The sequence below is a fragment of the Aquimarina agarivorans genome (genome assembly GCF_000218485.1).
Taxonomy (GTDB): Bacteria; Bacteroidota; Bacteroidia; order Flavobacteriales; family Flavobacteriaceae; genus Aquimarina; species Aquimarina agarivorans.
The window spans coordinates 15374-37882 of sequence record NZ_AFPB01000175.1; the positions used below are offsets into that span (position 1 = coordinate 15374).

Genomic DNA, 22509 nt, shown 5'->3' on the forward strand with positions numbered 1-22509 from the left:
CTTTAAAGTTAAACTTAAATTTATTGATTTTCAATTAAATAAAAAAACGTTTTAGTGTTAAAATCATTAATAGGGGCTATTTTTTGGTGGGTTTTATTAAAATAATAGCGTTATTTTCGTGTAAAAGATTAAAAATGAATATTGCAGTTTTGGGCTTAGGCTGGCTGGGGAAACCCTTGGCGGATAGTTTTAAGGAATTGGGTTATAAGGTTAAAGGGAGTACGACAAGTGTTAAAAAGTTAGCGACTTTAAAAAAAGAAGGTTATAAGGCTTTTCAAGTGCAATTGAACGAAAATGAAGTTGCTGGGGATATTGAAGCGCTTTTAAAAGATACCGAAATTCTTGTTTTAAATACACCGCCAGGCTTACGCCGAAATCCTGAAAGCAATTATGTTGCAAAAATTGAACGCCTTATTCCTTACATTGTGGCATCTTCAATTGAGCAGGTGTTATTTGTAGGGTCAACCGCGGTTTTTGAAGACACCGTGACTAAAATCGAAATTAATAATACAACTACCCCAAGTTCCAATAGTGTTTCGGGAAAACAATTGATGGCGGTGGAAAAGCTACTAATGTCAACTGCAAGTTTTGAAACTACTATTCTTAGGTTTGCCGGTTTGGTGGATGAGCGCAGGCATCCAGCAACTATGATGTCCCAACGAAAACAAATACCCAATCCACTAGCGCAAGTGAACTTAATCCATCGTGAAGATTGTATTGCAATAATTATAAGGATTATTTCTCAACGAAAGTGGAATAAAATTTATAATGCAGCATACCCCTTTCATAGTACAAAGCAAGAATACTACACAAAAATGAGTAAAAAAAAGGAATTAACAGTTCCAGACTTTAATTTTGAAGGGGTAAGTAAAGGAAAATGGATTAATGGAGCCGAAACAGCTAAAGACTTGAACTACAGTTATCAGTATCACATTTTGCACAATTCTTAAAAGTGGACTCATTTTTTATCAAAAAACCATTAAGTCAATTATACTATTGGTGAATATTAATTTTCGAGTTTTATTTTTACGAATTATATAATTTATGAGTAAAATACAGAGTAACTAAGTATAATTACTTAAGTAAATTAATGTTTTATTGAGATAAGTGTAAAATTACTGCGATTTTGTTATCCATAATTAGTTTAAACAAGTATTAAACACCTTTAAAAGCTTGTGAAAAAACCTTTTCGAGGTTATTTTTGTGGGATATTATTTTAACAATAAACTAATGAGTGGAATTATCCGATCTTCGATTGCAAGAAAGGTTGCTATGGCGCTTTCAGGGCTTTTTCTAGTATTCTTTCTTTTACAACACTTTTCTATAAATTTAACTTCAGTTTTTAGTGAAGATGCCTTTAATATGGCTTCTCACTTTATGGGGACAAATCCGTTGGTACAATTTTTATTACAGCCCGTTTTAATTTTTGGAGTGGTATTCCATTTTGTTATGGGGTTTGTTCTAGAAATTAAAAACAATAGCGCCCGTTCTGTAAAATATGCAAAGTATAATGGCGGGGCAAATGCTTCGTGGATGTCACGTAACATGATTTATTCAGGAATTGCTGTTTTGGCTTTTTTAGGCTTGCATTTTTATGATTTTTGGGTGCCCGAAATAGTTTACAAGTATGTAGAAACAAATCCAGAGGTGCCAACTAGGTATTATGAAGAATTGCAGCACAAGTTTGTAAGTCCAGTAAGAACGGCACTGTATTGTGTGGCCTTTGTTTTTTTAGCGCTACACTTACTACATGGATTTGCGTCGTCTTTTCAGTCTGTTGGTGTAAATAACAAATACTCGGCAGGGATTCAAAAATTTGCAAAAGCATTTGCAATCGCAATTCCAGTTGGATTTATTTTTATTGCATTGTTTCATCATTTTAATCACTAATCACATTTCAATATGGCATTAGATTCAAAAATTCCAGAAGGTCCATTAGCTGATAAGTGGACAAACCATAAAAATAAAATTAACCTTGTTAACCCGGCAAACAAACGTAATATTGATGTTATTGTTGTTGGTACAGGATTAGCTGGAGGGAGTGCTGCGGCATCTTTAGCTGAACTAGGATATAATGTAAAAACATTTTGTTATCAGGATTCACCTCGTAGAGCGCATTCAATTGCAGCTCAGGGAGGTATAAATGCTGCTAAAAACTATCAAGGTGATGGAGATTCTAATTACCGACTTTTTTACGATACAGTAAAAGGTGGTGATTACCGTTCCCGAGAAGCAAATGTATACCGTTTGGCGGAAGTATCCGGTAACATTATAGATCAATGTGTTGCTCAAGGGGTGCCTTTTGCTCGTGAATATGGAGGATTACTTGATAACCGTTCTTTTGGAGGGGTGTTGGTATCGCGTACGTTTTATGCAAAAGGGCAAACAGGACAACAGTTATTGTTAGGCGCGTATTCAGCAATGAATCGCCAAATAAATAGAGGAAAAATTCAAGCTTTTAATCGTCATGAAATGATGGATTTGGTGTTGGTAAATGGTAAGGCAAGAGGAATTATTGCGCGTAACTCCATTACTGGAGAAATTGAAAGACATTCAGCGCATGCAGTTGTGCTGGCTACTGGAGGGTACGGAAATGTATTCTTTTTAAGTACCAATGCCATGGGAAGTAATGTAATGGCGGCATGGAGAGCGCACCGAAGAGGTGCGTATTTTGCAAACCCTTGTTATACGCAAATTCACCCTACATGTATACCTGTTTCTGGGGATCATCAATCCAAACTGACGTTAATGTCCGAATCATTGCGTAACGATGGTCGTATTTGGGTACCAAAGAAAAAAGAAGACGCACAAGCGATTAGAGAAGGTAAATTAAAGCCTACTCAATTAGCTGAGGCAGACAGGGATTATTATTTAGAGCGTCGTTACCCTGCTTTTGGTAATCTAGTGCCACGTGATGTGGCTTCGCGTGCCGCTAAAGAACGTTGCGATGCTGGTTTTGGAGTCAACAAAACAGGTGAAGCCGTGTATTTGGATTTTGCAGCAGCAATACAACGATACGGAAAAGAAAAAGCATTGACAAGTGGGATTAGTAATCCATCAGAAGCTCAAATTTTAGAATTAGGTGAAACCGTTATCGAAAACAAGTACGGGAACTTATTTCAGATGTATGAAAAAATTGTGGATGAGAATCCTTATAAAACCCCAATGATGATTTATCCTGCGGTACATTATACCATGGGAGGTCTTTGGGTTGATTATAATTTACAAACAACCATACCAGGTTGTTATGCTGCGGGCGAAGCCAACTTTTCGGATCATGGAGCAAATAGACTTGGTGCTTCGGCATTAATGCAAGGATTGGCTGATGGTTATTTTGTATTGCCATATACTATTGGAGATTACTTAGCCGATGATATTAGAACTGGAAAAATACCTACAAATACGTCGGAATTTGATAAGGCTGAAGCTGATGTAAAAGCTCGTATTCAAAAATTAATGAGTGCAAAAGGCAAAAATTCTGTTGATTATTACCATAAAAAATTAGGTAAAATTATGTGGAATAAATGCGGTATGTCTCGTAATGCTACCGATTTGGAAGCTGCAATGAAAGAAATTGAAGCACTGCGTGCTGATTTTTGGGAAAATGTAAATATTCCTGGGAGTGCGGATAGTTTGAATACGGAGCTTGAAAAAGCAGGTCGTGTGGCTGACTTTTTAGAGCTAGGAGAGTTATTTGCTAAGGATGCTTTAACGCGAAATGAATCTTGTGGTGGGCACTTCCGTGAAGAATCTGTGGAGCAATCTGGTGAGCAAAAGGGAGAGGCGTTACGTAATGATGAAGAGTTCAAATTTGTATCTGCGTGGGAATACAAAGGAGCTCCTAAAGAAGCGGTACTCCACAAAGAAGATTTAGTGTATGAAAATATTGAATTAAAAACGCGTTCGTATAAATAGTTGATGGTTGTCAGTTATTAGTTTATAGCAATAGAAAACTAACAACGAGCAACTAACAACCAAAAACTAAAAACTATGAAATTATTATTAAAAATATGGCGTCAGAAAGATGCTAAAAGCAAAGGAAAAATTGTTGACTATCCGTTAGATGGCGTAGAGGAGGATATGTCTTTTCTGGAAATGCTTGATGTATTAAATGAACAACTTATAAATAAGGGCGAGGAGCCGGTGGTTTTTGATCACGATTGTCGCGAGGGTATATGCGGAATGTGTTCTTTACAAATTAATGGTGAGCCGCATGGTCCTGACCGTCAGGTGACTACTTGTCAGTTGCATATGCGAATGTTTAATGATGGTGATACTATTTTTATTGAGCCATTTAGGGCTAATGCCTTTCCGGTGGTAAAGGATCTTATGGTGGATCGTAGTGCTTTTGATCGTATACAACATGCAGGAGGATATGTGTCTGTAAACACATCAGGAAATACTATTGATGCCAATGCAATTCCAATTAATAAAGATAATGCGGATGATGCATTTTCTGCAGCAACTTGTATTGGTTGCGGAGCTTGTGTGGCGGCTTGTAAAAATGCCTCGGCTATGTTATTTACCTCAGCAAAAGTATCTCAGTATGCATTGTTGCCGCAAGGTCAGGTAGAAGCAGCAGATCGCGTTCAGGCTATGGTGGCGCAAATGGATGCTGAAGGTTTTGGAAACTGCACCAATACAGGTGCATGTGAAATAGAATGTCCTAAAGGAATTTCTTTAGAAAATATTGCAAGAATGAATCGTGAATATTTATCAGCATCAATAAAGGGGTAGGGTAAATTTTAAAAGAAATATTAAAAAGTCGCTTTTGGAAACAAAAGTGGCTTTTTTAGTTTTCAACAAAATCATATTGTTTCAAAACGTCTAAGGTAACATAGTCCAATGCTTTTTCCTGGCAAGCACTAAGCAGTACAGGAGGAGCTACATTGTATTTTAAGGCTTCAAGCCAACGGGAAATGCATAAACACCATTTGTCGCCAGCTTTTAATCCAGGAAATTGCCAGTGGGGGATAGGAGTACTGAGGTCATTTCCTTTAGATTTTGTAAAATTCAAAAATTCTGAAGTCATAATAGCACAAATAATATGTGTGCCTGTATCTTCCTGTGTGGTTTTGCAAAAACCATCTCTAAAATAGCCAGTTTTAGGCGCAAAACAGCACGGTTGCAATTGTGAGCCTAAAACATTTAGAGCCATTAGTTCTTTTTTTTAGACAGAAGGTTGTCTTCCTTTTAGTCTTTTTTCAATTTTTTGTTTAATTACAGTCAATCGCTTCATTAAATCCATTATTTCAGTTTCCTTAGTTTGTTTGTAAATTTCGTTAAGGTCTAAAATAAGGGCTTTTACTTCTCTTGAAGCTTCAATTCTGTCGCTCGTTGTTATAAATGTTTGCTTTCTCTGTTCAAACTCAAGCGCTCTTTCCATTAAATCCATAGTGCAATTTTAAGCTTAATTTTGTGTATTATACTATATTTTTTATTGAGGGTGATTTTTTTTGAGTTTTATTTTTAATGAATAATTCAAAAAAAATACCTTAATGCTTACTTAAATATAGAATTAATTTGTTAACCAACCTTTTGTTTTTCAAATATTTGTAACTTTTGTAAAATTGAAAAATTTAAATTATGCTAATAATTTATTTTTAAATAAATAAAATATAAGGTTATTATTTTGTTATTAACTTCAAAAATAATACCTAAAAGTAATATAGAAGTATTTTGCCACATAAAAAAGTCCGAAGCATTTATTTTTTAACTGCGAATAATGCTGCGAAGTAGTTGTTTTTTTAAAACTCTATTAGTTGTAAGTTTGTTTGGGTAAGAATAATGAGTGTTTTTTGATGTTTAGGCTCAAAGTGTGTAAAAGTGAATGGTTGGTAAATTGCGTATACTGTATTTAAATATATGACATTTAAAATGCATTTTTTTTCAAAAATTTGTCAGTAATTAGGCTTAAATATTACTTTTTTAATCAGAATTCATAGATTTTGAACCTATATTGAATTATTAAAATTGTAGCACTGCAATTATTCAAATTTTTTGAGTGAAAAAGCTACTTGAATTATTTGTTCTTTTCTTTAGGAATTGCTGTTGTTACTGGTATTATTCCCAATCGTTTTGCTCTAGTTTCCCAGTTTTTTCGGGCAAGCAATTGCATGTCTTCAATATTGTCACTTTCGTCCATAATTTCAAGACCTAGTAACGTTTCAATAATATCTTCCATGCTTATTAGGCCAATCATATTGCCAAATTCATCAACAACAATAGCAATATGGGCTTTGTTTTTAATCAATTTATTGAATACAATGGGGATTGCTTGGTTGGCATCCACCATCATTATATCTCTTTTTATATCAGTAAGCCTAATTTGATCTTTATTCTCAACAAGTTGTTCTAAAACATCGTCCTTCAAAATAAATCCAGTAATATTATGGGATTTATCTTTGTAAACAGGAATGCGCGAAAATTTTAAGTTTTTATGATGTTTGTGAAATTCACGTAAAGTTAATTGTTCATCCTCAATTACTGCTACTGTAAATGGTGTCATGACATCTTTAGCTTTTATTAATTTAAAGGCCAAAAGATTTCGAATCACAGTAGTTTCATTTTCTTTAATAATACCTTCTTCCTCTGCCGCGTCTGTAATAGCCATAAATTCTTCGCGACTCATAGTGTTTACATGTGCTGACTTTCCAATGAGTTTTGTAGTAAGTTGTAATAACCATAAAACACCAGTCCATTTTAAAGGAAAAATAAGTATGTTCAGAGCTTTTGTAGTAAAATTGGCCAAATTTTTCCAGTAGGTAGCACCTATAGTTTTTGGAATAATTTCAGAAACAATAAGAATCAGGGCTGTCATAATTGCAGAAACAACCATCACCATATTATTACCATTACCAAAAGTTTTTTCGGCTTGCACTCCTACTAAAATAGCGCCTACTGTATGTGCAATTGTATTTAGAGTTAAAATAGCAATAAGTGGCTTATCAACATCTTTTTTAAGAATTTCAAGAGCGGCAACATAACTTTTCCCTTCCTTTTGCTTTAAATTAATAAAGCTTGGCGTAATACTCAGTAATACGGCTTCGAGTATGGAACATAAAAAAGAGAATAAAATAGAAACTGTACCGTAAAGGATTAGTAAAAACATGAATATAATAAAGTTTAGTAGCTAATTTAAGTAATTTAGGTGAGTAGATACTGTAAAAATTAAAAAAAGCCTGTTTGAAATTTTCAAACAGGCTTTTTGGGAAGGTATATTTATTGTTATTTAATGTCTAAAAATAGGCCAGCAGTAATAGCAGGGGCATCATAAATAAATTGTCCAGATATTGGAAACGATACTGCTGCATTTAATCCAATTTTATCAGTAAAATAGATAGCGTTTTCTCCAGTAAGGTTAACCACTTCGGAATTATTTGCAAAAACACTAGCTCCGCCTTCAATGGGTTTGTCGCCGTTTTCGGTTGATTCAATCACATCAATCTTTCCAATGAACCAAAGTTTATTTCCCAATAAACCAGCTCCCAATTCAGCGCCTGCTCTATATTCATCTGAAAAGTCTTCTGTTCGGTTGTTGTATCCAACGTAAACATTTCCATAAACGCTGCTTTTGTCAGAATTGTGTATAGATATTCCTAAATCAGCTCTTATTATTTGATTAAATTCACCATCACCAGTAGCTAAATTATTATCAGGACTATTGTTAGCACCATCATCGCCAAATGGAAGTCCGAAAATAACACTACCTGCTAGGGCAATTCTTCCTTTTTGGAATATTGAATATTTTACTCCAATTTCAGTATCTCCAAAAGTATTTAAATCGTCACCAGAAACATTTTGAATAACCTCACCACTTGGTCTGACAGATTTTAAATCATTACGATATGATCTAGTAAAGAAAGGTACGTATCCTATTGCTGTCAGTTTATCAGTAATACCATACTCGGCGTAAATGTTTAGGTGAAACAAACCATTTGTTACGGGACTGGAAGATGAGCCTCCGTTTCCAGAGAAAAAGTCTTGTGATTCAACCCACCATCCAGCTACTTTTATGTATGATTTTCCTTTCTTTTTAGTCCATCCGCCTCCAGCGAAGCTAGAAGTGGTTATTAATAAGAAAAGTGTCGTATATATTAAATTTTTGATATTCATCGGTTAGTTTGAAAGTTTGTTACCTATTAATTACTCCGAATCCAACTTTTTGTGTGAAGCGTCTACAGAACAATAAGACGTTTTGGAATTCTTCAGGATTAATACTCGCAGGAATTTCAAAAGTTTGAGCTCCTGAACCTGTAAGAGCCACAGGTCTATCATTATTGGTTTCAGGTGAAGCTACAATTGGAGCTCCAGCATTTGAAGTAGGGCTGTTACTTAAATATAATACTAAGTCTGGTAAACCTCTCGCAGAAAAATCATCACTCAAACTGATAAAGTTTTTACCGTTTTCAGTAAAAATTTCAAACGAACCATTAACAGTATAACTACTATTTGAAATTAATGAGCCAGATCCAATTATTGTCTTTGTTTCTACCGGTTCTTCTACAGGGTCGGGTGTAATAATAACAGTTTCTTCACTAACAGTAATTGTTTTTTCTTTACTAGAAATGGTTTCGCCTTCAAATTCGGCGCTAACTTTTACGGTGGTGGTCCCTTTACTTACGGCATTTATTACCCCTTCGGAATTTATGGTAAGTATGTTTTCGTTGTCGCTAGACCAAACAAATTCAATATTTTCGATTTCATTTTTTCTATTCTGGAAAATTGCAGATAAACTGATATCATTTTCCTGATTGATATCAATTTCCGATATATTTTCATTTATGGTAATTTTAGGATCGTATCCATTGGAAATTATATCAGCAACTTCGTCATCAGTTGTTCCATTATTATTTGTATCAGTAAAAAGGCTAGCTTCGTTTTCCGAAATTGTAACTAAACCAATGGTAATTTCATCAGTTTCAACAATAGGTTCAGATTCAGAATCGGTTGTTATTGGTGTTAAGGTGGCAGATAAAGTAACTTTTTTTCCTACCGAACCTTCCTGAGGTGTAACGTTTCCAATTTCATCTATTGTTGCTATAGTCTCATCATTACTAGAAAAATCAAGATCAAACTGTTCATTATCTGCATTAAGTATACGTCCGTTAACTTTTACGTCAAGTTTGAAAGTTTCATCTACAGCAATAGAAGTCAATTTTCTGTCGAAGCTTACACTTTCTGATGTAATTATTGGATCAGGTACAACTTCAATGTCTTCACCTATACAAGAAGCAAGTAATATCGGTGTCATTCCGTAAATTATCGATTTTAATTTCATGATTGATTGTTTTATTACTTTTTTTATGTCGTTAATGATTAAATTATATTACAGCTTAATTTAAGAATTTGCTTTACTACAACATAAAATCGATAAAATGCACAAAATTGAAAGGTGTCCTACAGTAATTTGGCAACATCTTTGGCAAAATAACTAGCAATAATACTGGCACCAGCTCTTTTAAAAGCAATCAATTGTTCTATCATTACAGTATCATGGTCAAGCCAGCCTTTATCGGCGGCAGCTTTCAGCATAGCATATTCGCCACTTACTTGGTATGCTGCAATTGGTGTTTCAATTTCATTGGCTAAGTCTCTGACAATATCTAAATAACACAGGCCGGGTTTTACCATTACAATATCGGCACCTTCTTGAATGTCAAGCAGTGTTTCTGTAATAGCTTCCTTTCGGTTGGAAGCATCCATTTGATACGTTTTTTTGTCCCCAAAACCAGGAGCGGAATCCAAGGCATCTCGGAATGGCCCATAAAATGCTGAAGCATACTTGGCGCTATAACTCATAATCCCAGTGTTTACAAAATTATGCTCTTCTAAAGCCATACGAATCGTTTCAATACGCCCGTCCATCATGTCACTTGGTGCTACAAAATCGGCACCTGCTTGGGCGTGCGAAAGCGACATTTGTGCTAATACTTCAGCAGTTGGGTCGTTGACTACGTAACCGTTTTCAACAATACCATCGTGTCCGTAGGAGGAGTAAGGATCCAAAGCAACATCAGTCATTACTAACATTTCAGGAACTGCATCCTTTATAGTTTTAATTGCGCGTTGCATTAACCCTTCAGGATTTAGTGCTTCAATCCCTTTGTTATCCTTTAAATTGTCAGGCACTTTTACAAAAACCAGAACTGATTTTAAGCCTAGATTCCACAGTTCTTTTACTTCTGCGCTAAGCAAGTCCAAACTATACCTAAAATAGTTTGGCATTGAAGCAATTTCCTCCTTAATGCCTTTCCCTTCCACTACAAATAGCGGTACTATAAAATCATTAACGGAAATGGTGTGCTCTTGCACTAATGAACGAATGGCTTTGTTGGTGCGCAATCTTCGGTTGCGTTGTAATGGAAACATAGGTGTTATTTAATAAACTCAAAGGTAGGCATTTTGCCAATTTTAAATTCTCCAAACAGTAAGCATTTTAAGTAAACTTTTATCATTATTTTTGACATTTAATATTTATTTATGATGAAAAAGTATCTTTTTAGCTGTGTTTTATTTATTTCTTTTTTCGGCTTTAGCCAGAATAATTATATAGTAAAAACTGATGATGGTAGAAGAGTGCTTTTAAAAGCAGATTTTACTTGGGAATATATTGATGCTGTAGTGCCCGATAAAGTGGATGAGGATAGTAAAGAAGCAGTAGCGGTGCAAATAGCACAAGGGTCATCGCCGTTAATAAGCAAAGTAAATACTAAAAAATGTAATACTGTTGAAGGTTTTGAAGAGCCTAAGGGGCAACCGCGTGGTGCAAGCACATTTAAAAACCCCTAGAGCAACAATAAAACATATTAAAAAGAAAGTGGCAAAACATAATAACTGCGAAGTAAAAGATGTGTTATTGTTGAAATTGAGGGAGCAAAAAAATCAAGGGAGTTATACGTTTTGTGCTAATGGAAAGCGCGTGACTTACAAACGTACTGGTTTCATGTTTGCCAAAAAGGGAAAATTGTTTTAGAAAAGCTTAAATAGGTTTTTTTAAGTCAGTTAATTTTGGGTGTACGATAAATTTCCTTTTAAATAGAATTTGTATAATAATGAATTTATTGTTTTACCTAAAATCCGCAGCTAATTTTTTTGTTGTTAGTTTAAGTTATTAATAGCTTTATTTTCGCTAATTTTTAGATTACAAGCGAGATTTTTAAGGGTTATTTTATTTTGGTAAATAAAAACATTTGTCAATTCTTATTTTAGGAATTCCGTGAGCAAAATAATAGCTATCTATTTTTTTATTTTTCAACAATCTCATTTTTAGTTATTTAAATAATTGAATAAAGCGTAGTTATCCCAAGATTGTTCTTGTGAATTAAGTTTCTCATTACAATAAGAGGTGATATTGTTTATTAGTAAATAGTTTTAAGACCTCTTGCCTTGCGCGTTTTATCCATTTTGATGGTACAACCATAAAACGATAGATAACCTTTTTTAATCGGAAGTTGGGCTTAATAAAATCTACTTTTTTACTAATGTAGTCTGTCAAAAATTGAAACATATTTCTGCATATTGCCGTTAGTATCAAAAAGACGGTGTTTTGTTCTAAAAAAGAAAAGGGCATTTTCTTCCAATGAAAATCATTGTTCATTTGGTCAAATACACGTTCACTTTCTCCACAAGCATTATAAAACTCAATAACCTCAAAATCCGTCATTTCGGTTTCATTGGTCATTATAGCTCTGTATTTAAAATCATCTCCAGTGAATAAATCGCCTTGTGTAGTTGCTTTTTTTTCTCTACTTAAAACATATCTGTATGTCTTTTTTTCTCCGAAAGGGGCGTATTGTATTGATGCAATTTGATAGTTCTTGAAGCCAATTTCAACATCCTGCCATTGGGTTATTTCTTTTATAGTGCCGTAAAGACTGGTGCAACGCTGCACTCGAATAAAGAAATACTCACTATTAGCTTCAACTACAGGAATAACGGTTTTAACAAATGAGCCACAATCCATACGGCTATATTTGGGTTTTATTCCAAATTTTTTAAGAGTATTGTAGGCGCGTTGAAGGGTTTGGTCTTGCTTGTATTTGACATTACTATTTCCATTTCTGTTTTCAATATAAACAGGGTGATTCCCAATGGTGGCAATTCCTGGAAAGTATCCATCGGCTTTTTTGTAACTGCGTTTTGAATCGTATTTAGCTGTGGGTATAAATTGATTGTCGTAATCAAAAATATAGTCTTGATTATTAGGGGAAAGTTGTTTGCAGTGAATTAAAAGTTCAATCATCGGGTCATTTAACTTCATATTGATATTGAAATCGTGTTGTTTAAGGGGCGAGGAAATATAGGTTTGTTTGGTGGTCGCTAATTCTTTTTGCATTCGCAATAGCGTATCTGCTGAACAAACCGAAAAATCTTTTATTTGTTCTAATTCTCTGCGAAAATGTTCTGTAATATCTTCGGCACATTCTCCTCCACAGAGGGTCAATAGAAAATAAGAACGTATTAAATCAGAATAACAATAAGTCGATTTTGAACTCCTCGAACCAAGTTTTTGGTCAATTAGTTGATAGATAGAACTTTTACTAACAATATGATCAGCAAAATTTATTCCGCCAAATGAATTAATAGTTTCACTAGAATACGTAATTTTCATCCGCAACGATGTTTTCACCTAAATAGGTGAAAATATTTTAATCGGCAAAGCTTTGTGATCGTTATTTTACAAGGCTTGCCGATTATTTAACTTTTTTTGATGCGGATACTAGGAACTATTCTTAAGATGTGAATATTTTGTCTAATTTAGTTTTATGATTTTTAGTTTTATGATTTTTAGTTTGCCTAGAATAGAATTAAAGTATTAAGCTCATAATTTAAGTCATAAACATTGAAACAAGACTATATTTTTACATGGGCCCGTTTGGGATTTAGAAATTGGACACCTGATGTTTAAAGTGAATTTGCAAGGATGAATGCGGATCCAAAAGTTATGGAATACTTCCCCTTTAAGTTAACGACTAAAGAAACGGCAAGTTATATTGATCGATTAAAAACTCAGTATAAAAAAACTGGGTATACGTATTTTGCTGTTGATACTTTGGATACAGAGGAATTTATAGGGTTTATTGGAATAAATGATCAGAATTATGAAGCCCCTTTCAATCCTTCGGTTGATATTGGTTGGCGTTTAAAAAAATCAGCTTGGGGGAGAGGCTATGCTACTGAGTGAGGGAGCTAAGCGTTGTTTAACTTATGCTTTTAGCGATTTAAATTTAAAAGAAGTTGTTTCTGTTTGCACCATTGGCAACAAAACTTCCGAAAAGGTGATGTTAAAAATAGGAATGACCAAACAGGCAGTTTTTAATCACTCAAAGTTAAAAGCATACCCTGAATATGAAAAATGTGTTTGGTACAAAGTTGAAAACCAACTTTAATTTGTAGGGTTTTGTAGTCCTTTTAATATAAAGTTACCTGTACTTGTTTCAAATGATTCTTTTTACTTAAAGCTTCAAACCATACTAGGACTAGATCTATGTTTGCTTTTTTGTGAACACAAAATTTTTAAATTTATTTGAGGATTTTTACCATTAAACCTGTTAAGAATCTGTATATAAGGTATAAAAAAACAAAGTGATATAATCGTTAGATTATATCACTTTGTTTTTTTATAAAAAGTATCAGTTAACTATTATTTTATTGTTACTCTTTAATAAATTTTATACTCGTTTTTTGCTCTTTATCCAGTGCATTTACGGTTATAAAGTATAATCCATTGGCTAGGTTAGATACAGTTATTGGTTCAATATTATTATGATCAATAGTAAATGCACCTTGCGTAATTAATAATCCACTAGTATTGTAAATGGCAAAATTTACACCAGTATCTTGATAGTTTGAAATGTCTAAGTTAATAACTTCAGATGCTGGATTAGGAAATACGGTTACTTTTGCAAAAGAATCCTGTTCAGTTAATAGTTTTGCTCCAGTAGTTCTGGAAATTCTTGCTGAAGATGCCACGTCATTAAAACGATCATTACTTAAGCAACTGTCATTTGCAGTAAGCACAATTGATGATCCGCCAAAGGTTACTTCACTATATAAAGTTACTTGCAATCCGCTAGGGATTTGAATAGAAGACAATTGATTGTTTATAAAAACAGATGATATGTCAGCATAGTCGCCCACGGCTAATCTAGCGCTTGTTCCATTAAAATTACAATGCCTGTAAAGCGTTGCTTCAGCAGTAATAGTTGAGTTTAATGTAGTGGCTAAAGACCCAAAAACTTGCACTTCAGCTAAGCTTAAAAAATCACTATTTGTTTTAGCGATAAGCACGTATCTAGCTTGTTGATTTATATTAGAAAATGATTGTTCAGCATTTTGATTTAAATTACCAATTTGCGTAAAATCGCTAGGGTTAGTACTATTAGTCAAGCCAGCATAAACAATAGTGCTATTTAGCCTTGCGCTACAACAATTATTAGTTCTGTTAAAAACAGAAATGCTGGAAATATTATAAGTAGCACCTAAGTCCACTCTCCACCAGCTTCTTTCACTTCTTGTGTGTGTGACAGATCCCTCTCTATAATTTCCATTGGTATTCCCATCGACAGCTCTACTTGCAGCACCTCCAAAAGCAGTTGATGACTGTGTTGCAGATTTATTTAAGGCTACATTACTTATAGCTACAGGAGCAGCGTTATTCACTCTTAAAGTTATTGATTGCTCACTGGTAGCGCCATCGTTATCAGTAGCAACGGCTCTTAATGTATACGTGCCTTGGCTAAGGTTTTTAATGTTTGGATCATTTTGATTGCTTAATCCCCATTCGTATGGTGCAATACTTTCCTGTCTCACTAAACGATTATTCAAAAACAACCTAACATTTACAATTCTGCCGTCCGTATCATTTGCATTAACGGTGATTGTTAAGTTGGCAGGTGCGGTGAAAGATTGGTTATTAGTTAATCCTACAAAATTAAGGGTGGGAGCTTGGTTAGGAGTAGGAGGAGTAACAACAGGCGACGTATTAGCTAAACGTTGAGCTGCTAAAACGGCTTGGTGCGCATTTACATTACCATGACCAAAATTGTTATCAAACCCTCTGGGTCCAAAATCTTCAGCTGTTGATGTAAGGATATCTCTTACTTGCGTTGCTGTTAGTTCAGGATTAACACTGTACATTAAGGCAGCAATTCCAGAAACAATAGCTGCTGAGTAAGAAGTTCCTCCAAAATTATCAATATAATCTCCTTGGAGAAAATCAATTCCAGGAGCGCCAGCTCTATCTAATGCATGTACGTTACCTAAATTTGCAGTAGTGCTAAAATTAGCTGCGCTTATACCAACTAAATCGAGTTCTGGACCCGCTTGACTATAAGAAGCAATATTACCGCTACTGTCAGCGGCACCTACAGCTAATACCAAAGATTGAGAACTTAAGTTGGCAGGATAGCTTACGCAATTAGCTGTTCCTCTTCTGTTTCCTGAAGAAAAAACAATAGTAATACCTTTACCGTCTCTTCCATTCCTTGCGGCATCTTCAATAGCATCGTTTAAAGCAGGTTCAGTACGTGAACAATCAGTTGTACTACTGTCAAAACTCCAAGAACAATTTATTACATCAGCATCATTATCTTTAGCCCAGGTAAATATTGAGGCTAAAGATTCAACGGTGCTGGCAGTGGAAAAATTTCCTGAAAGTAATTGTACATTGGGTGCTATGCCTCGTAATCCTATGTTGTTGTGAGATGCAGCAATGGTTCCAGCTACTGCCATACCATGAAAGGATTGAAAATTTGTAGGTGTACCGTCTCCGTTTGCAGTTTCGGGAGTAAAACCAGCAACTACTTTACTCATCCCGTTGCCATCATTTAAGTCAGGATGGGCTTCAACTCCTTGGTCAATTACCGCCACTCTTACCGAAGGAGATCCAGTAGTTATTTCCCAAGCTTCAAGAGCACTACAGTCAATTCCGCTAATTCCTCTGCTTCCTTTTACTGTTTGACCAGTGTTGTGTAATGAATACTGCTCGTTAAAGAGCGGATCATTATTAAGAATTATTTTTACAAGAAAATCAGGCTGCGAAAATTCCACTAAATTACTTTCGTAAATCTTATTTGCTAAAGATATTGATTCAGAAGCTTTAGCCATAGAAATGGTGTATACATTTTTGCGAGGAGAATCAATCTTGCTGATATTGCATTCTTTTAAAAGATCGTTTAACATGTCAAACGATTTTCCTTCCTTCATTTTTAAAAGCACTTTTCCTGTAGGGTATTTTTTTGCGCCATTATCAGTCACTAATGCAGTATGGATATCCCAATTTTTTTCTTTAAGGTGCATTTGGTTAATTACATCTTTCTCACTGTTGCCAGTTTTGTCAGATTGGTATACCATAAAACCTAATCGGCTTACATTTGTAATTTGTGCATTTTTTTTTGTTGCTAAAATGTCACATTGTTTTTTAAACGCACGTTTATCTTTAGCATTAAGAATGTAAAAATCCTTATCTACAGTAAGGCTAACTTTACCTTGATTTGTATAGTAGTATAAATCAGATTCATTAGATTGTTGGGCGCAAACTGATGAATAGCCTATCAAAAGAGCAACACTACCCCATAGAGTAAATGCTAATTTAGGTGTTTTGTTAATTTTAATCATAGCAATAATTTTTTATAAAAACTTTAGTAATTTTCTTTTTTTTATACTAACAAATTTACTATTGTTTGCATATTCTTAGATGTAAGATTTTACCTAGTGATTGGATTGGCTTTGTTTCGGCGTTACTAAAATCTAAATAGGTACTGATTTTCAACTGTTTAACATTTAAATATTTGCTAATTTTAAAATCAATCAAATTTAGGGTCTTTTATTGTTGAGATTTTAATCGTTAAAATAGTATTTTGATCTAATTTTTTTGTAATTACTACAATTCATTCTTCCAATGTAATACAGTTTTGGATTTTAATTACTCAAATAATAATTAAGGGGTGTGTGTTTGGGTAAGAAAAAAAATATAGGCTTAGTCATAACCAAGGTGCAGAAAAATTTAATTTTAGTTTCTAAAATTGAAAGTTAACTTATTACTGCAGGTCTTCAGTCAGTTTTTGAATTAAGTCATGCGTAGTTTTATAAACAATAAATTCACCATTATTGATATAAGATATTTTTCCGTTTTCTTCACTAACAACAAGTGCCACAGCATCCGTTTTTTGAGTAATACTAACGGCTGCACGATGGCGTAAACCGAATCGTAAAGGAATATTTAAGTCTCCTGAAACTGGTAAAATTACCCGAGTGGCGCTTATAATGTTGTCTTCAATAATCATGGCGCCATCATGTAGGGGGCTATTTTTATAAAAAATACTTTCAATAATAGGAATATTAACTTCATTATGCATACCATCTCCCGTACTTTTTACAAAATCTAATGAAGTATTTCGTTTAATTACAATGAGTGCACCCGTAAATGTCTGACTCATACTCTCACAGGCTTTAACTATAGCGGTTACATTAGTGGTGATTTCCTTATTAGTATCTTTTAAAAACTTAAGCTGGGCAAAAAAGCGATTTCTCGAAGCAAAATTGGTGGAACCTACCATAAGGAGAAATTTTCGGATTTCTTGCTGAAACACCACAATTAAAGCAAACATTCCTACACCAATAAACTCCCCTAATACAGAACTTAACATAAGCATGTCCAGTGCTTCGGTTAATTTCCAAACCCCATAAATAATAACAATTCCAATAAAAATATTAATGGCTGCTGTTCCCTTGACTAATTTGTATATATAATACAATAAGGTAGCGACCAATACAATGTCAATAATATCTAAAAAGCGAATGTTAAGGAAATCCAATTTATCTGTATCTGTTTTCGTAAAAATAGTGAAATAAACGATTCTTATTCAGCTTTTTTAACGTGCTATTTTTTGAACTTTAATGTCCACATCTATAAACGAGTCTTTTCCATTTGCTACAAACTGTTTAATTTTTAGCGCTCCTTTTCTACCATCGGCGGTTTCAAATACAATAATCCTTGGAGTAATTGAATTTGTAAATGCTAATGACCCCTCTGGAGTTTCGGTTATTGTCGTAGCCCTCAACATAGCATCGGTGGTCATCGTATCAAACTCATTCACTGATAATGAAACACCACACATACAGTTTTCAAGTGTGTTTATAATTTTAGTTTTAGAGACATTTTGCAAATTAGGGAACGTAGTATTTTCTAAATTATCAGGCGAAACAAAAACATTACGCGTAAAATTTTCATTCAATCCAAAATACACTAAATCAATCGAGCTGCTATTTTCGGGCGTAAGCTCATTGGCATAAAAAACGCTACGCGTATCAAGGTCGTAAAAACTACCGATACTATTACCTGTGTGCGCGGCATTTACCCCTAAATTGACATCCTTTAAAACTCTTAAATTAGTATCCGTAACTATTTCAATAGTTTTTGTAATGGATTTTGTTTCTTTTCCATTGCTAGCGGTTAGTTTAAGCTCTTGGGTACCCGCTGCATTAAAAGTGACATTTGGTTCCGCTTCATCACTATTTAATGGAGTAGCATTGGTAAATTCCCATTCATATGATGTGGCGCTTATACTATTGTTTTTTATAGTTACAGTAACAGGTGCTTGAAAATCATCATCCTCAAAATTTACTTCATATTCAAAATCTGCTTCCAAAAACGGAGCCACTTCAATGCGTTGCTCAAAGGTTTCTGTTTCACGTCCATTAGTCGCCTCTAATGTAATTTTATGTTCCCCTGGAGTTGAAAATACAATTACTGGGGGCTGTTCACTTGTGCTTGTTGCTGGCACTCCATCTTGAAAAGTCCATTGATAACTTGTTCCTCCAGTAGTTAGATTTTCGATTTGTGCCTTTATAGGTGAAAAAGTATCTATTTCGGGGGTTACAGTGAAATTAATAGCCACGGGATCATCAATATTCAATACTTTTTCCAAAAAGGCTTCCGATCCATCCTCATTAGTGGCTTTAAGCGAAATTTTATGAGTTCCCTTTGTATTAAAAATAACAACCCCTGGATTTCGCTGACTCGAAATTGCTGGTGACCCTGCTTCAAATGCCCATTCATAGCTATCTGCTCCACGCGTGTTGTTAAATATAATCACTTCCACGGGTACCGAAAAATCATTATTAAACACTTCAAATTCAAAATTAATATCTACAGGAACAGCTTCTTCTTTTGCACAATTCACTAAAAGCATAAAAGTTATAAGCCCGTAAAAATATCTTGAAATTATATTCATTTGCTTTAATTTTTCATTTTTTCAAATATACTCATTTTGATTGTTTAGCAGGTTTGTTAGCGTGTATTGCTTGAAGTTGGGTTATTTGCTGTGATTTCTTTAACTTCTTTCTTAATTAGGCTGAAGGATTTTTATTTTGTTTCTTTAGACAGCATCTTTTAAGATTAAATTTTAATCAGTATTTTAAGAATTTTCTGTCAAAATAAAAAAAACATAATTGATTTATTATTTGCACTTTTGTTTAATTCTAGGCATTTAATAATTTTATAAAGAAATGAAAATTTTAAACTTCTTAATTACTTTACTTATAGTATCAAATGTTTTTTCGCAAAAAGTTAAAATTAAAAAAGGAGAGGTGTTTCTGAACAAAGAAAAAATTGCTAAAATTTTGAAAATTAAAGAAAACGGTCACAAGTATTTTCAGGTTAGTGATATCAATAATCAAAACTTCTGTAAAATAAGACAAATTGATAAAGAATCTTTATTATTTCACAAAGACAAAATTTATCCATACAGAATTTTCTACGGTGATAAATTTACCGATACAATAGCAATAACGGAAAAAAATTATTGGCTTAGTGATAAGAGAATAATTCAATATATGCTTAAAATTGATCTTATTGACTCAAAAGGTCTTAAAGCAGAAAATATTGATCATTTAGTTAAAAACACACCTAAAATTCCAACTTGGATCAGCACAAAACTAGACAAAGAAAAAGAAACACTTAAAAATATTGATTTTAAGATAAAAAGATTAGCAAATGATACATTAATACTAAAAACTAAGTATTCAAAGGATGATTATAGTTTACTTAATAAAAGTTTGGTAAGAAAAACACGAGTTGATATATTCCAAAAAGATCAATCTTCTGAAATTTATATTGGGTATGCTATACACCAATTGCAAACGACAGTTGGCGTAGAAACACATTATTACTTTATTTTCAACACCAAAGATGTCCCTCTTTCTTCTTTCGATGGATCCGTATATAAATCTTACAAACCATTTGTAGAATATGGTATAACTAAAAATAAGCTCAATAAAATTAAAAACAGACATCAAATTATAGAAACAATGGCTAAGGATTTAATTAGTGAAGAAAAACTATAAATGTTACTTTATAAATTAGATTTTTACATGGCTTTGAGACTTAAACATCAACTAATCTAGACTTGAAAAAAATTTTTTTTATAAATTTTATTTTATTTATTTACTCTGTAGTGGTTTAAATATTTTGGAGTTATGGATATTATTATTTATTCCCAATCTAATTTTTAAACAATAAAATGAATTTATTACTTCTTTTAATGACAAGCTTTTCTAAAATAGATTCAAGAAGTCCATAAAGACCTTCTTTAGAACCTTTTTTACCAAATATTTCTTTATCTGAATGGAGGCTAAAAATATTAATGATATCCATAATTATCTATTTAAAAAAGTGCATTATAACTTCATCAGGCGTATTTTTGATGACCTTAACTTTATCAAAGCCTTCTCTAACAAATATTTTTCCTGACGGAGTTTGGGGTGCTGCTTCTATATCTGATGAATTATTAGCTTTTCCTTCTTTAAAAATAGTAAGATTTGTAGACTCTCCACTAGTATAAATATCTTGCTTTTTCCACCATCCTTTAATAACCTTCGGGGAATCCTCTATAATTGCTTGTTTTACCCGGTAGCTCGGAGTGTGCTTAAAGATGCTCAAAATCACTCCTTACAAGAAAAATCAGCTTAAGAGATACTTTCAAGCAAAGGTTTTAACCCCTCGTCTCTCAAAAATTCCGTAAAACTATCTTTATATTTTGTGATTTTCTCTGTGTCAAATAAAAAAACTACGGGATCATCTTCCTCTCTAGAACAATCAAAAAAGAAAAAATTATATCCTTGCCATTGAGCAAAGAAAAAATAATTATCCTTTATTTCTGGTTTTTCATCATCTTTTTTTCGATCATCAAAATTAAGTTCATGAATAGCATCTTCTTTATTATCCATTAATGATGGATATTCAATATAATAACCATTCATTAAAAATCCTGTTTTTCTTCCTGAACTTAATAAAAACTGTTTATATGCTAGTGGAAGTTTTACATTAAAATCTTTCTCTAACTGATTAATTTCGCCAATATTTAGACCAATAATTTCTCCTATTTTATCTTCGTAATTGCTCAAGAAAGAGATATAGTTTTTCTCCATTTTAATAATGTAATTTTGTAGTTGTTGTAATATCTATAGTAACATTAGGGAACATATCACTAAATTGTTGAAAAATAGCCGAACAAGAAGGACAAGGGCATAGGTCGCTTGCTATTTTCACTTTGCCGGTTATCTTGGGATATTTACCTCCTTTAACAGCATTCTTTAACTTAGCAAAATATTCTAGCCCTAAAGATTCTGTATCTAAATGCCTTGTTGAAATTGAAGGTGCAAACACTCGCTGCCCTTTATCTATATCTAAAACAAACTCCTCTGGAATAAATTTTCCGCTTCCTGTCATTTGACCATTACAACCTTTCCCGCTTGCTATTAGATATTCTTTGCCATCAAACTCCATTTTAACAATATTTCTTTTTCTTCCTATTCCAAAAGAACTTTTAGTACTCGCTACAAATTCAGTCCATTCATCACCAGCTAACTTAACCGAAACTTTAGGGTTATTAGCACAAAGGTTTTTAAATCCTTGAAAATCTGGGTGGTTTATTTCCACTAAAGCATTATGCTATATTATGCCGTAATTTAAATAAAGAACAACCATTAAAACCTTTCTACCTACTCTCTAAAACTATAATACTCGTTATATCACACCTCATATCTCTGTAAAATCAAGTGTTCTCTTCTGGTGGTAATGGGTATTGGCCAATAGGCAACATAAACTCTCTAGTTTTCATTAAAAGCTTTTGAGTTTTTCCTAATTTAAAAGAAAACTTAAATATTAGTTCTTTTGATGTATTACCAAAATCAATAGTAACAAAACTGTTTCCTTCTTTCATCTCTATACTGGTAAAAATTTCTGTAGAAAATTCTTTATTAAAACTATACACCAGCTGTCTTACGGCTATACCTGAATACATTATTTCTGTTACTTTCATTTTAAACCGTCTATTAAAATTACATCTAAATTAGGGAACATTTCACTAAAATCTTGTATTACTCCTTGGCAAGATACACAATAAGGAAGCTCTGAGGATATGATAATTTCTCCTGTCACTTTTGGATAGACACCTCCTTTAACAGCCCCTTTACTTTGTGCTATTTCGGATAACATTACATACT

At 33.4% G+C, this 22509-nt stretch carries 25 protein-coding genes; 9 read left to right on the forward strand and 16 right to left on the reverse strand.

Annotation, left to right across the window (positions count from 1 at the left end; translation table 11 throughout):
- Nucleotides 1-134 precede the first annotated feature (134 nt).
- From GMC_RS0116125 to GMC_RS0116140, 4 genes are all read left to right on the forward strand, one after another.
- On the forward strand, nucleotides 135-950 hold the full coding sequence (locus GMC_RS0116125; RefSeq protein ID WP_010523125.1) for an NAD(P)-binding domain-containing protein: 816 nt from the start codon (nucleotides 135-137) through the stop codon (nucleotides 948-950).
- A 280-nt stretch (nucleotides 951-1230) separates the two neighbouring features.
- Entirely contained in the window at nucleotides 1231-1890 is a 660-nt protein-coding gene (locus tag GMC_RS0116130) for a succinate dehydrogenase cytochrome b subunit (protein ID WP_010523126.1), read from the forward strand.
- A gap of 12 nt (nucleotides 1891-1902) precedes the next feature.
- Nucleotides 1903-3915, forward strand: coding sequence for a fumarate reductase/succinate dehydrogenase flavoprotein subunit (locus tag GMC_RS0116135; RefSeq protein WP_010523127.1), 2013 nt, complete (start codon nucleotides 1903-1905; stop codon nucleotides 3913-3915).
- Between the two features lie 75 nt (nucleotides 3916-3990).
- Nucleotides 3991-4737 carry a succinate dehydrogenase/fumarate reductase iron-sulfur subunit gene (locus GMC_RS0116140; RefSeq protein WP_010523128.1) on the forward strand — a complete coding sequence of 249 codons (747 nt, stop codon included), beginning with the start codon at nucleotides 3991-3993 and terminating at the stop codon, nucleotides 4735-4737.
- Nucleotides 4738-4792: 55 nt separating this feature from the next.
- Here GMC_RS0116140 and GMC_RS0116145 read toward each other — a convergent pair whose 3' ends face one another.
- From GMC_RS0116145 to hemB, 6 genes are all read right to left on the reverse strand, one after another.
- Complete coding sequence (locus GMC_RS0116145; protein WP_010523129.1) at nucleotides 4793-5158, reverse strand: DUF2237 family protein; 366 nt, start codon at nucleotides 5156-5158, stop codon at nucleotides 4793-4795.
- 12 nt (nucleotides 5159-5170) lie between these two features.
- A complete protein-coding gene (locus GMC_RS0116150; protein WP_010523130.1) occupies nucleotides 5171-5395 on the reverse strand; it encodes a hypothetical protein in 225 nt (74 codons plus the stop codon).
- A 627-nt stretch (nucleotides 5396-6022) separates the two neighbouring features.
- Nucleotides 6023-7111: a CNNM domain-containing protein gene (locus tag GMC_RS0116155; RefSeq protein ID WP_010523131.1), complete on the reverse strand. Its 1089-nt coding sequence runs from the start codon at nucleotides 7109-7111 to the stop codon at nucleotides 6023-6025.
- Between the two features lie 116 nt (nucleotides 7112-7227).
- Complete coding sequence (locus GMC_RS0116160) at nucleotides 7228-8115, reverse strand: hypothetical protein (protein ID WP_010523132.1); 888 nt, start codon at nucleotides 8113-8115, stop codon at nucleotides 7228-7230.
- 19 nt (nucleotides 8116-8134) lie between these two features.
- On the reverse strand, nucleotides 8135-9280 hold the full coding sequence (locus GMC_RS0116165; RefSeq protein WP_010523133.1) for a DM13 domain-containing protein: 1146 nt from the start codon (nucleotides 9278-9280) through the stop codon (nucleotides 8135-8137).
- A gap of 119 nt (nucleotides 9281-9399) precedes the next feature.
- The gene (gene hemB, locus GMC_RS0116170) at nucleotides 9400-10371 is read right to left on the reverse strand and encodes a porphobilinogen synthase (protein WP_010523134.1); all 972 of its coding nucleotides are present in this window, start codon (nucleotides 10369-10371) and stop codon (nucleotides 9400-9402) included.
- A gap of 111 nt (nucleotides 10372-10482) precedes the next feature.
- On the opposite strand from hemB, the gene GMC_RS0116175 reads away from it, so the two are divergent.
- Nucleotides 10483-10791: a DUF3157 family protein gene (locus GMC_RS0116175; RefSeq protein WP_238528028.1), complete on the forward strand. Its 309-nt coding sequence runs from the start codon at nucleotides 10483-10485 to the stop codon at nucleotides 10789-10791.
- Nucleotides 10792-10819: 28 nt separating this feature from the next.
- On the forward strand, nucleotides 10820-10975 hold the full coding sequence (locus GMC_RS21750; RefSeq protein WP_157998178.1) for a hypothetical protein: 156 nt from the start codon (nucleotides 10820-10822) through the stop codon (nucleotides 10973-10975).
- A gap of 360 nt (nucleotides 10976-11335) precedes the next feature.
- Here GMC_RS21750 and GMC_RS0116185 read toward each other — a convergent pair whose 3' ends face one another.
- Nucleotides 11336-12613, reverse strand: coding sequence for an IS1380 family transposase (locus GMC_RS0116185; protein ID WP_010523136.1), 1278 nt, complete (start codon nucleotides 12611-12613; stop codon nucleotides 11336-11338).
- A gap of 312 nt (nucleotides 12614-12925) precedes the next feature.
- Between GMC_RS0116185 and GMC_RS22590 the strand changes: the two genes are divergently transcribed.
- Both GMC_RS22590 and GMC_RS22595 read left to right on the forward strand, forming a co-directional pair.
- On the forward strand, nucleotides 12926-13186 hold the full coding sequence (locus tag GMC_RS22590; protein WP_010523137.1) for a GNAT family N-acetyltransferase: 261 nt from the start codon (nucleotides 12926-12928) through the stop codon (nucleotides 13184-13186).
- Complete coding sequence (locus GMC_RS22595; RefSeq protein WP_262482031.1) at nucleotides 13173-13391, forward strand: GNAT family N-acetyltransferase; 219 nt, start codon at nucleotides 13173-13175, stop codon at nucleotides 13389-13391. Before GMC_RS22590 ends, GMC_RS22595 begins: the two co-directional genes overlap by 14 nt.
- Before the next feature lie 265 nt (nucleotides 13392-13656).
- Here GMC_RS22595 and GMC_RS20900 read toward each other — a convergent pair whose 3' ends face one another.
- From GMC_RS20900 to GMC_RS0116205, 3 genes are all read right to left on the reverse strand, one after another.
- Nucleotides 13657-16620 (reverse strand): S8 family serine peptidase, encoded by a 2964-nt coding sequence (locus GMC_RS20900; RefSeq protein WP_010523138.1) that lies wholly within the window; start codon nucleotides 16618-16620, stop codon nucleotides 13657-13659.
- A 422-nt stretch (nucleotides 16621-17042) separates the two neighbouring features.
- Nucleotides 17043-17819 carry a diadenylate cyclase gene (locus tag GMC_RS0116200; RefSeq protein ID WP_010523139.1) on the reverse strand — a complete coding sequence of 259 codons (777 nt, stop codon included), beginning with the start codon at nucleotides 17817-17819 and terminating at the stop codon, nucleotides 17043-17045.
- Between the two features lie 57 nt (nucleotides 17820-17876).
- Nucleotides 17877-19238, reverse strand: coding sequence for a PKD domain-containing protein (locus tag GMC_RS0116205; protein WP_010523140.1), 1362 nt, complete (start codon nucleotides 19236-19238; stop codon nucleotides 17877-17879).
- Between the two features lie 274 nt (nucleotides 19239-19512).
- On the opposite strand from GMC_RS0116205, the gene GMC_RS0116210 reads away from it, so the two are divergent.
- Nucleotides 19513-20349, forward strand: a complete 837-nt coding sequence (locus tag GMC_RS0116210; RefSeq protein ID WP_010523141.1) for a hypothetical protein — start codon at nucleotides 19513-19515, stop codon at nucleotides 20347-20349.
- A gap of 157 nt (nucleotides 20350-20506) precedes the next feature.
- On the opposite strand, the gene GMC_RS21755 is transcribed toward GMC_RS0116210, so the two are convergent.
- From GMC_RS21755 to GMC_RS0116240, 6 genes are all read right to left on the reverse strand, one after another.
- Entirely contained in the window at nucleotides 20507-20659 is a 153-nt protein-coding gene (locus GMC_RS21755) for a hypothetical protein (protein ID WP_157998179.1), read from the reverse strand.
- A gap of 6 nt (nucleotides 20660-20665) precedes the next feature.
- Complete coding sequence (locus tag GMC_RS0116220) at nucleotides 20666-20944, reverse strand: hypothetical protein (RefSeq protein WP_010523142.1); 279 nt, start codon at nucleotides 20942-20944, stop codon at nucleotides 20666-20668.
- Between the two features lie 26 nt (nucleotides 20945-20970).
- Complete coding sequence (locus GMC_RS0116225; RefSeq protein WP_010523143.1) at nucleotides 20971-21408, reverse strand: SMI1/KNR4 family protein; 438 nt, start codon at nucleotides 21406-21408, stop codon at nucleotides 20971-20973.
- 25 nt (nucleotides 21409-21433) lie between these two features.
- Nucleotides 21434-21943 carry a deaminase domain-containing protein gene (locus tag GMC_RS22395; protein ID WP_010523144.1) on the reverse strand — a complete coding sequence of 170 codons (510 nt, stop codon included), beginning with the start codon at nucleotides 21941-21943 and terminating at the stop codon, nucleotides 21434-21436.
- Nucleotides 21944-22058: 115 nt separating this feature from the next.
- Complete coding sequence (locus tag GMC_RS0116235) at nucleotides 22059-22325, reverse strand: hypothetical protein (RefSeq protein ID WP_010523145.1); 267 nt, start codon at nucleotides 22323-22325, stop codon at nucleotides 22059-22061.
- A partial coding sequence (locus GMC_RS0116240; protein WP_010523146.1) for a hypothetical protein occupies nucleotides 22322-22509 on the reverse strand: 188 nt, incomplete at its 5' end. The genes GMC_RS0116235 and GMC_RS0116240, both read right to left, overlap by 4 nt.

What these genes read in the sequence shown, in the direction of transcription:
- GMC_RS0116155 (WP_010523131.1), bottom strand. Translation starts at nt 7,111, where the DNA reads ATGTTTTTACTAATCCTTTACGGTACAGTTTCTATTTTATTCTCTTTT.
- GMC_RS0116150 (WP_010523130.1), bottom strand. Translation starts at nt 5,395, where the DNA reads ATGGATTTAATGGAAAGAGCGCTTGAGTTTGAACAGAGAAAGCAAACA.
- hemB (WP_010523134.1), bottom strand. Translation starts at nt 10,371, where the DNA reads ATGTTTCCATTACAACGCAACCGAAGATTGCGCACCAACAAAGCCATT.
- GMC_RS0116210 (WP_010523141.1), top strand. Translation starts at nt 19,513, where the DNA reads ATGAAAATTTTAAACTTCTTAATTACTTTACTTATAGTATCAAATGTT.
- GMC_RS0116160 (WP_010523132.1), bottom strand. Translation starts at nt 8,115, where the DNA reads ATGAATATCAAAAATTTAATATATACGACACTTTTCTTATTAATAACC.
- GMC_RS0116125 (WP_010523125.1), top strand. Translation starts at nt 135, where the DNA reads ATGAATATTGCAGTTTTGGGCTTAGGCTGGCTGGGGAAACCCTTGGCG.
- GMC_RS0116235 (WP_010523145.1), bottom strand. Translation starts at nt 22,325, where the DNA reads ATGAAAGTAACAGAAATAATGTATTCAGGTATAGCCGTAAGACAGCTG.
- GMC_RS22590 (WP_010523137.1), top strand. Translation starts at nt 12,926, where the DNA reads ATGAATGCGGATCCAAAAGTTATGGAATACTTCCCCTTTAAGTTAACG.
- GMC_RS0116135 (WP_010523127.1), top strand. Translation starts at nt 1,903, where the DNA reads ATGGCATTAGATTCAAAAATTCCAGAAGGTCCATTAGCTGATAAGTGG.
- GMC_RS0116140 (WP_010523128.1), top strand. Translation starts at nt 3,991, where the DNA reads ATGAAATTATTATTAAAAATATGGCGTCAGAAAGATGCTAAAAGCAAA.
- GMC_RS0116205 (WP_010523140.1), bottom strand. Translation starts at nt 19,238, where the DNA reads ATGAATATAATTTCAAGATATTTTTACGGGCTTATAACTTTTATGCTT.
- GMC_RS0116185 (WP_010523136.1), bottom strand. Translation starts at nt 12,613, where the DNA reads ATGAAAATTACGTATTCTAGTGAAACTATTAATTCATTTGGCGGAATA.
- GMC_RS0116175 (WP_238528028.1), top strand. Translation starts at nt 10,483, where the DNA reads ATGATGAAAAAGTATCTTTTTAGCTGTGTTTTATTTATTTCTTTTTTC.
- GMC_RS21755 (WP_157998179.1), bottom strand. Translation starts at nt 20,659, where the DNA reads ATGGATATCATTAATATTTTTAGCCTCCATTCAGATAAAGAAATATTT.
- GMC_RS20900 (WP_010523138.1), bottom strand. Translation starts at nt 16,620, where the DNA reads ATGATTAAAATTAACAAAACACCTAAATTAGCATTTACTCTATGGGGT.
- GMC_RS0116130 (WP_010523126.1), top strand. Translation starts at nt 1,231, where the DNA reads ATGAGTGGAATTATCCGATCTTCGATTGCAAGAAAGGTTGCTATGGCG.
- GMC_RS0116145 (WP_010523129.1), bottom strand. Translation starts at nt 5,158, where the DNA reads ATGGCTCTAAATGTTTTAGGCTCACAATTGCAACCGTGCTGTTTTGCG.
- GMC_RS22595 (WP_262482031.1), top strand. Translation starts at nt 13,173, where the DNA reads ATGCTACTGAGTGAGGGAGCTAAGCGTTGTTTAACTTATGCTTTTAGC.
- GMC_RS0116165 (WP_010523133.1), bottom strand. Translation starts at nt 9,280, where the DNA reads ATGAAATTAAAATCGATAATTTACGGAATGACACCGATATTACTTGCT.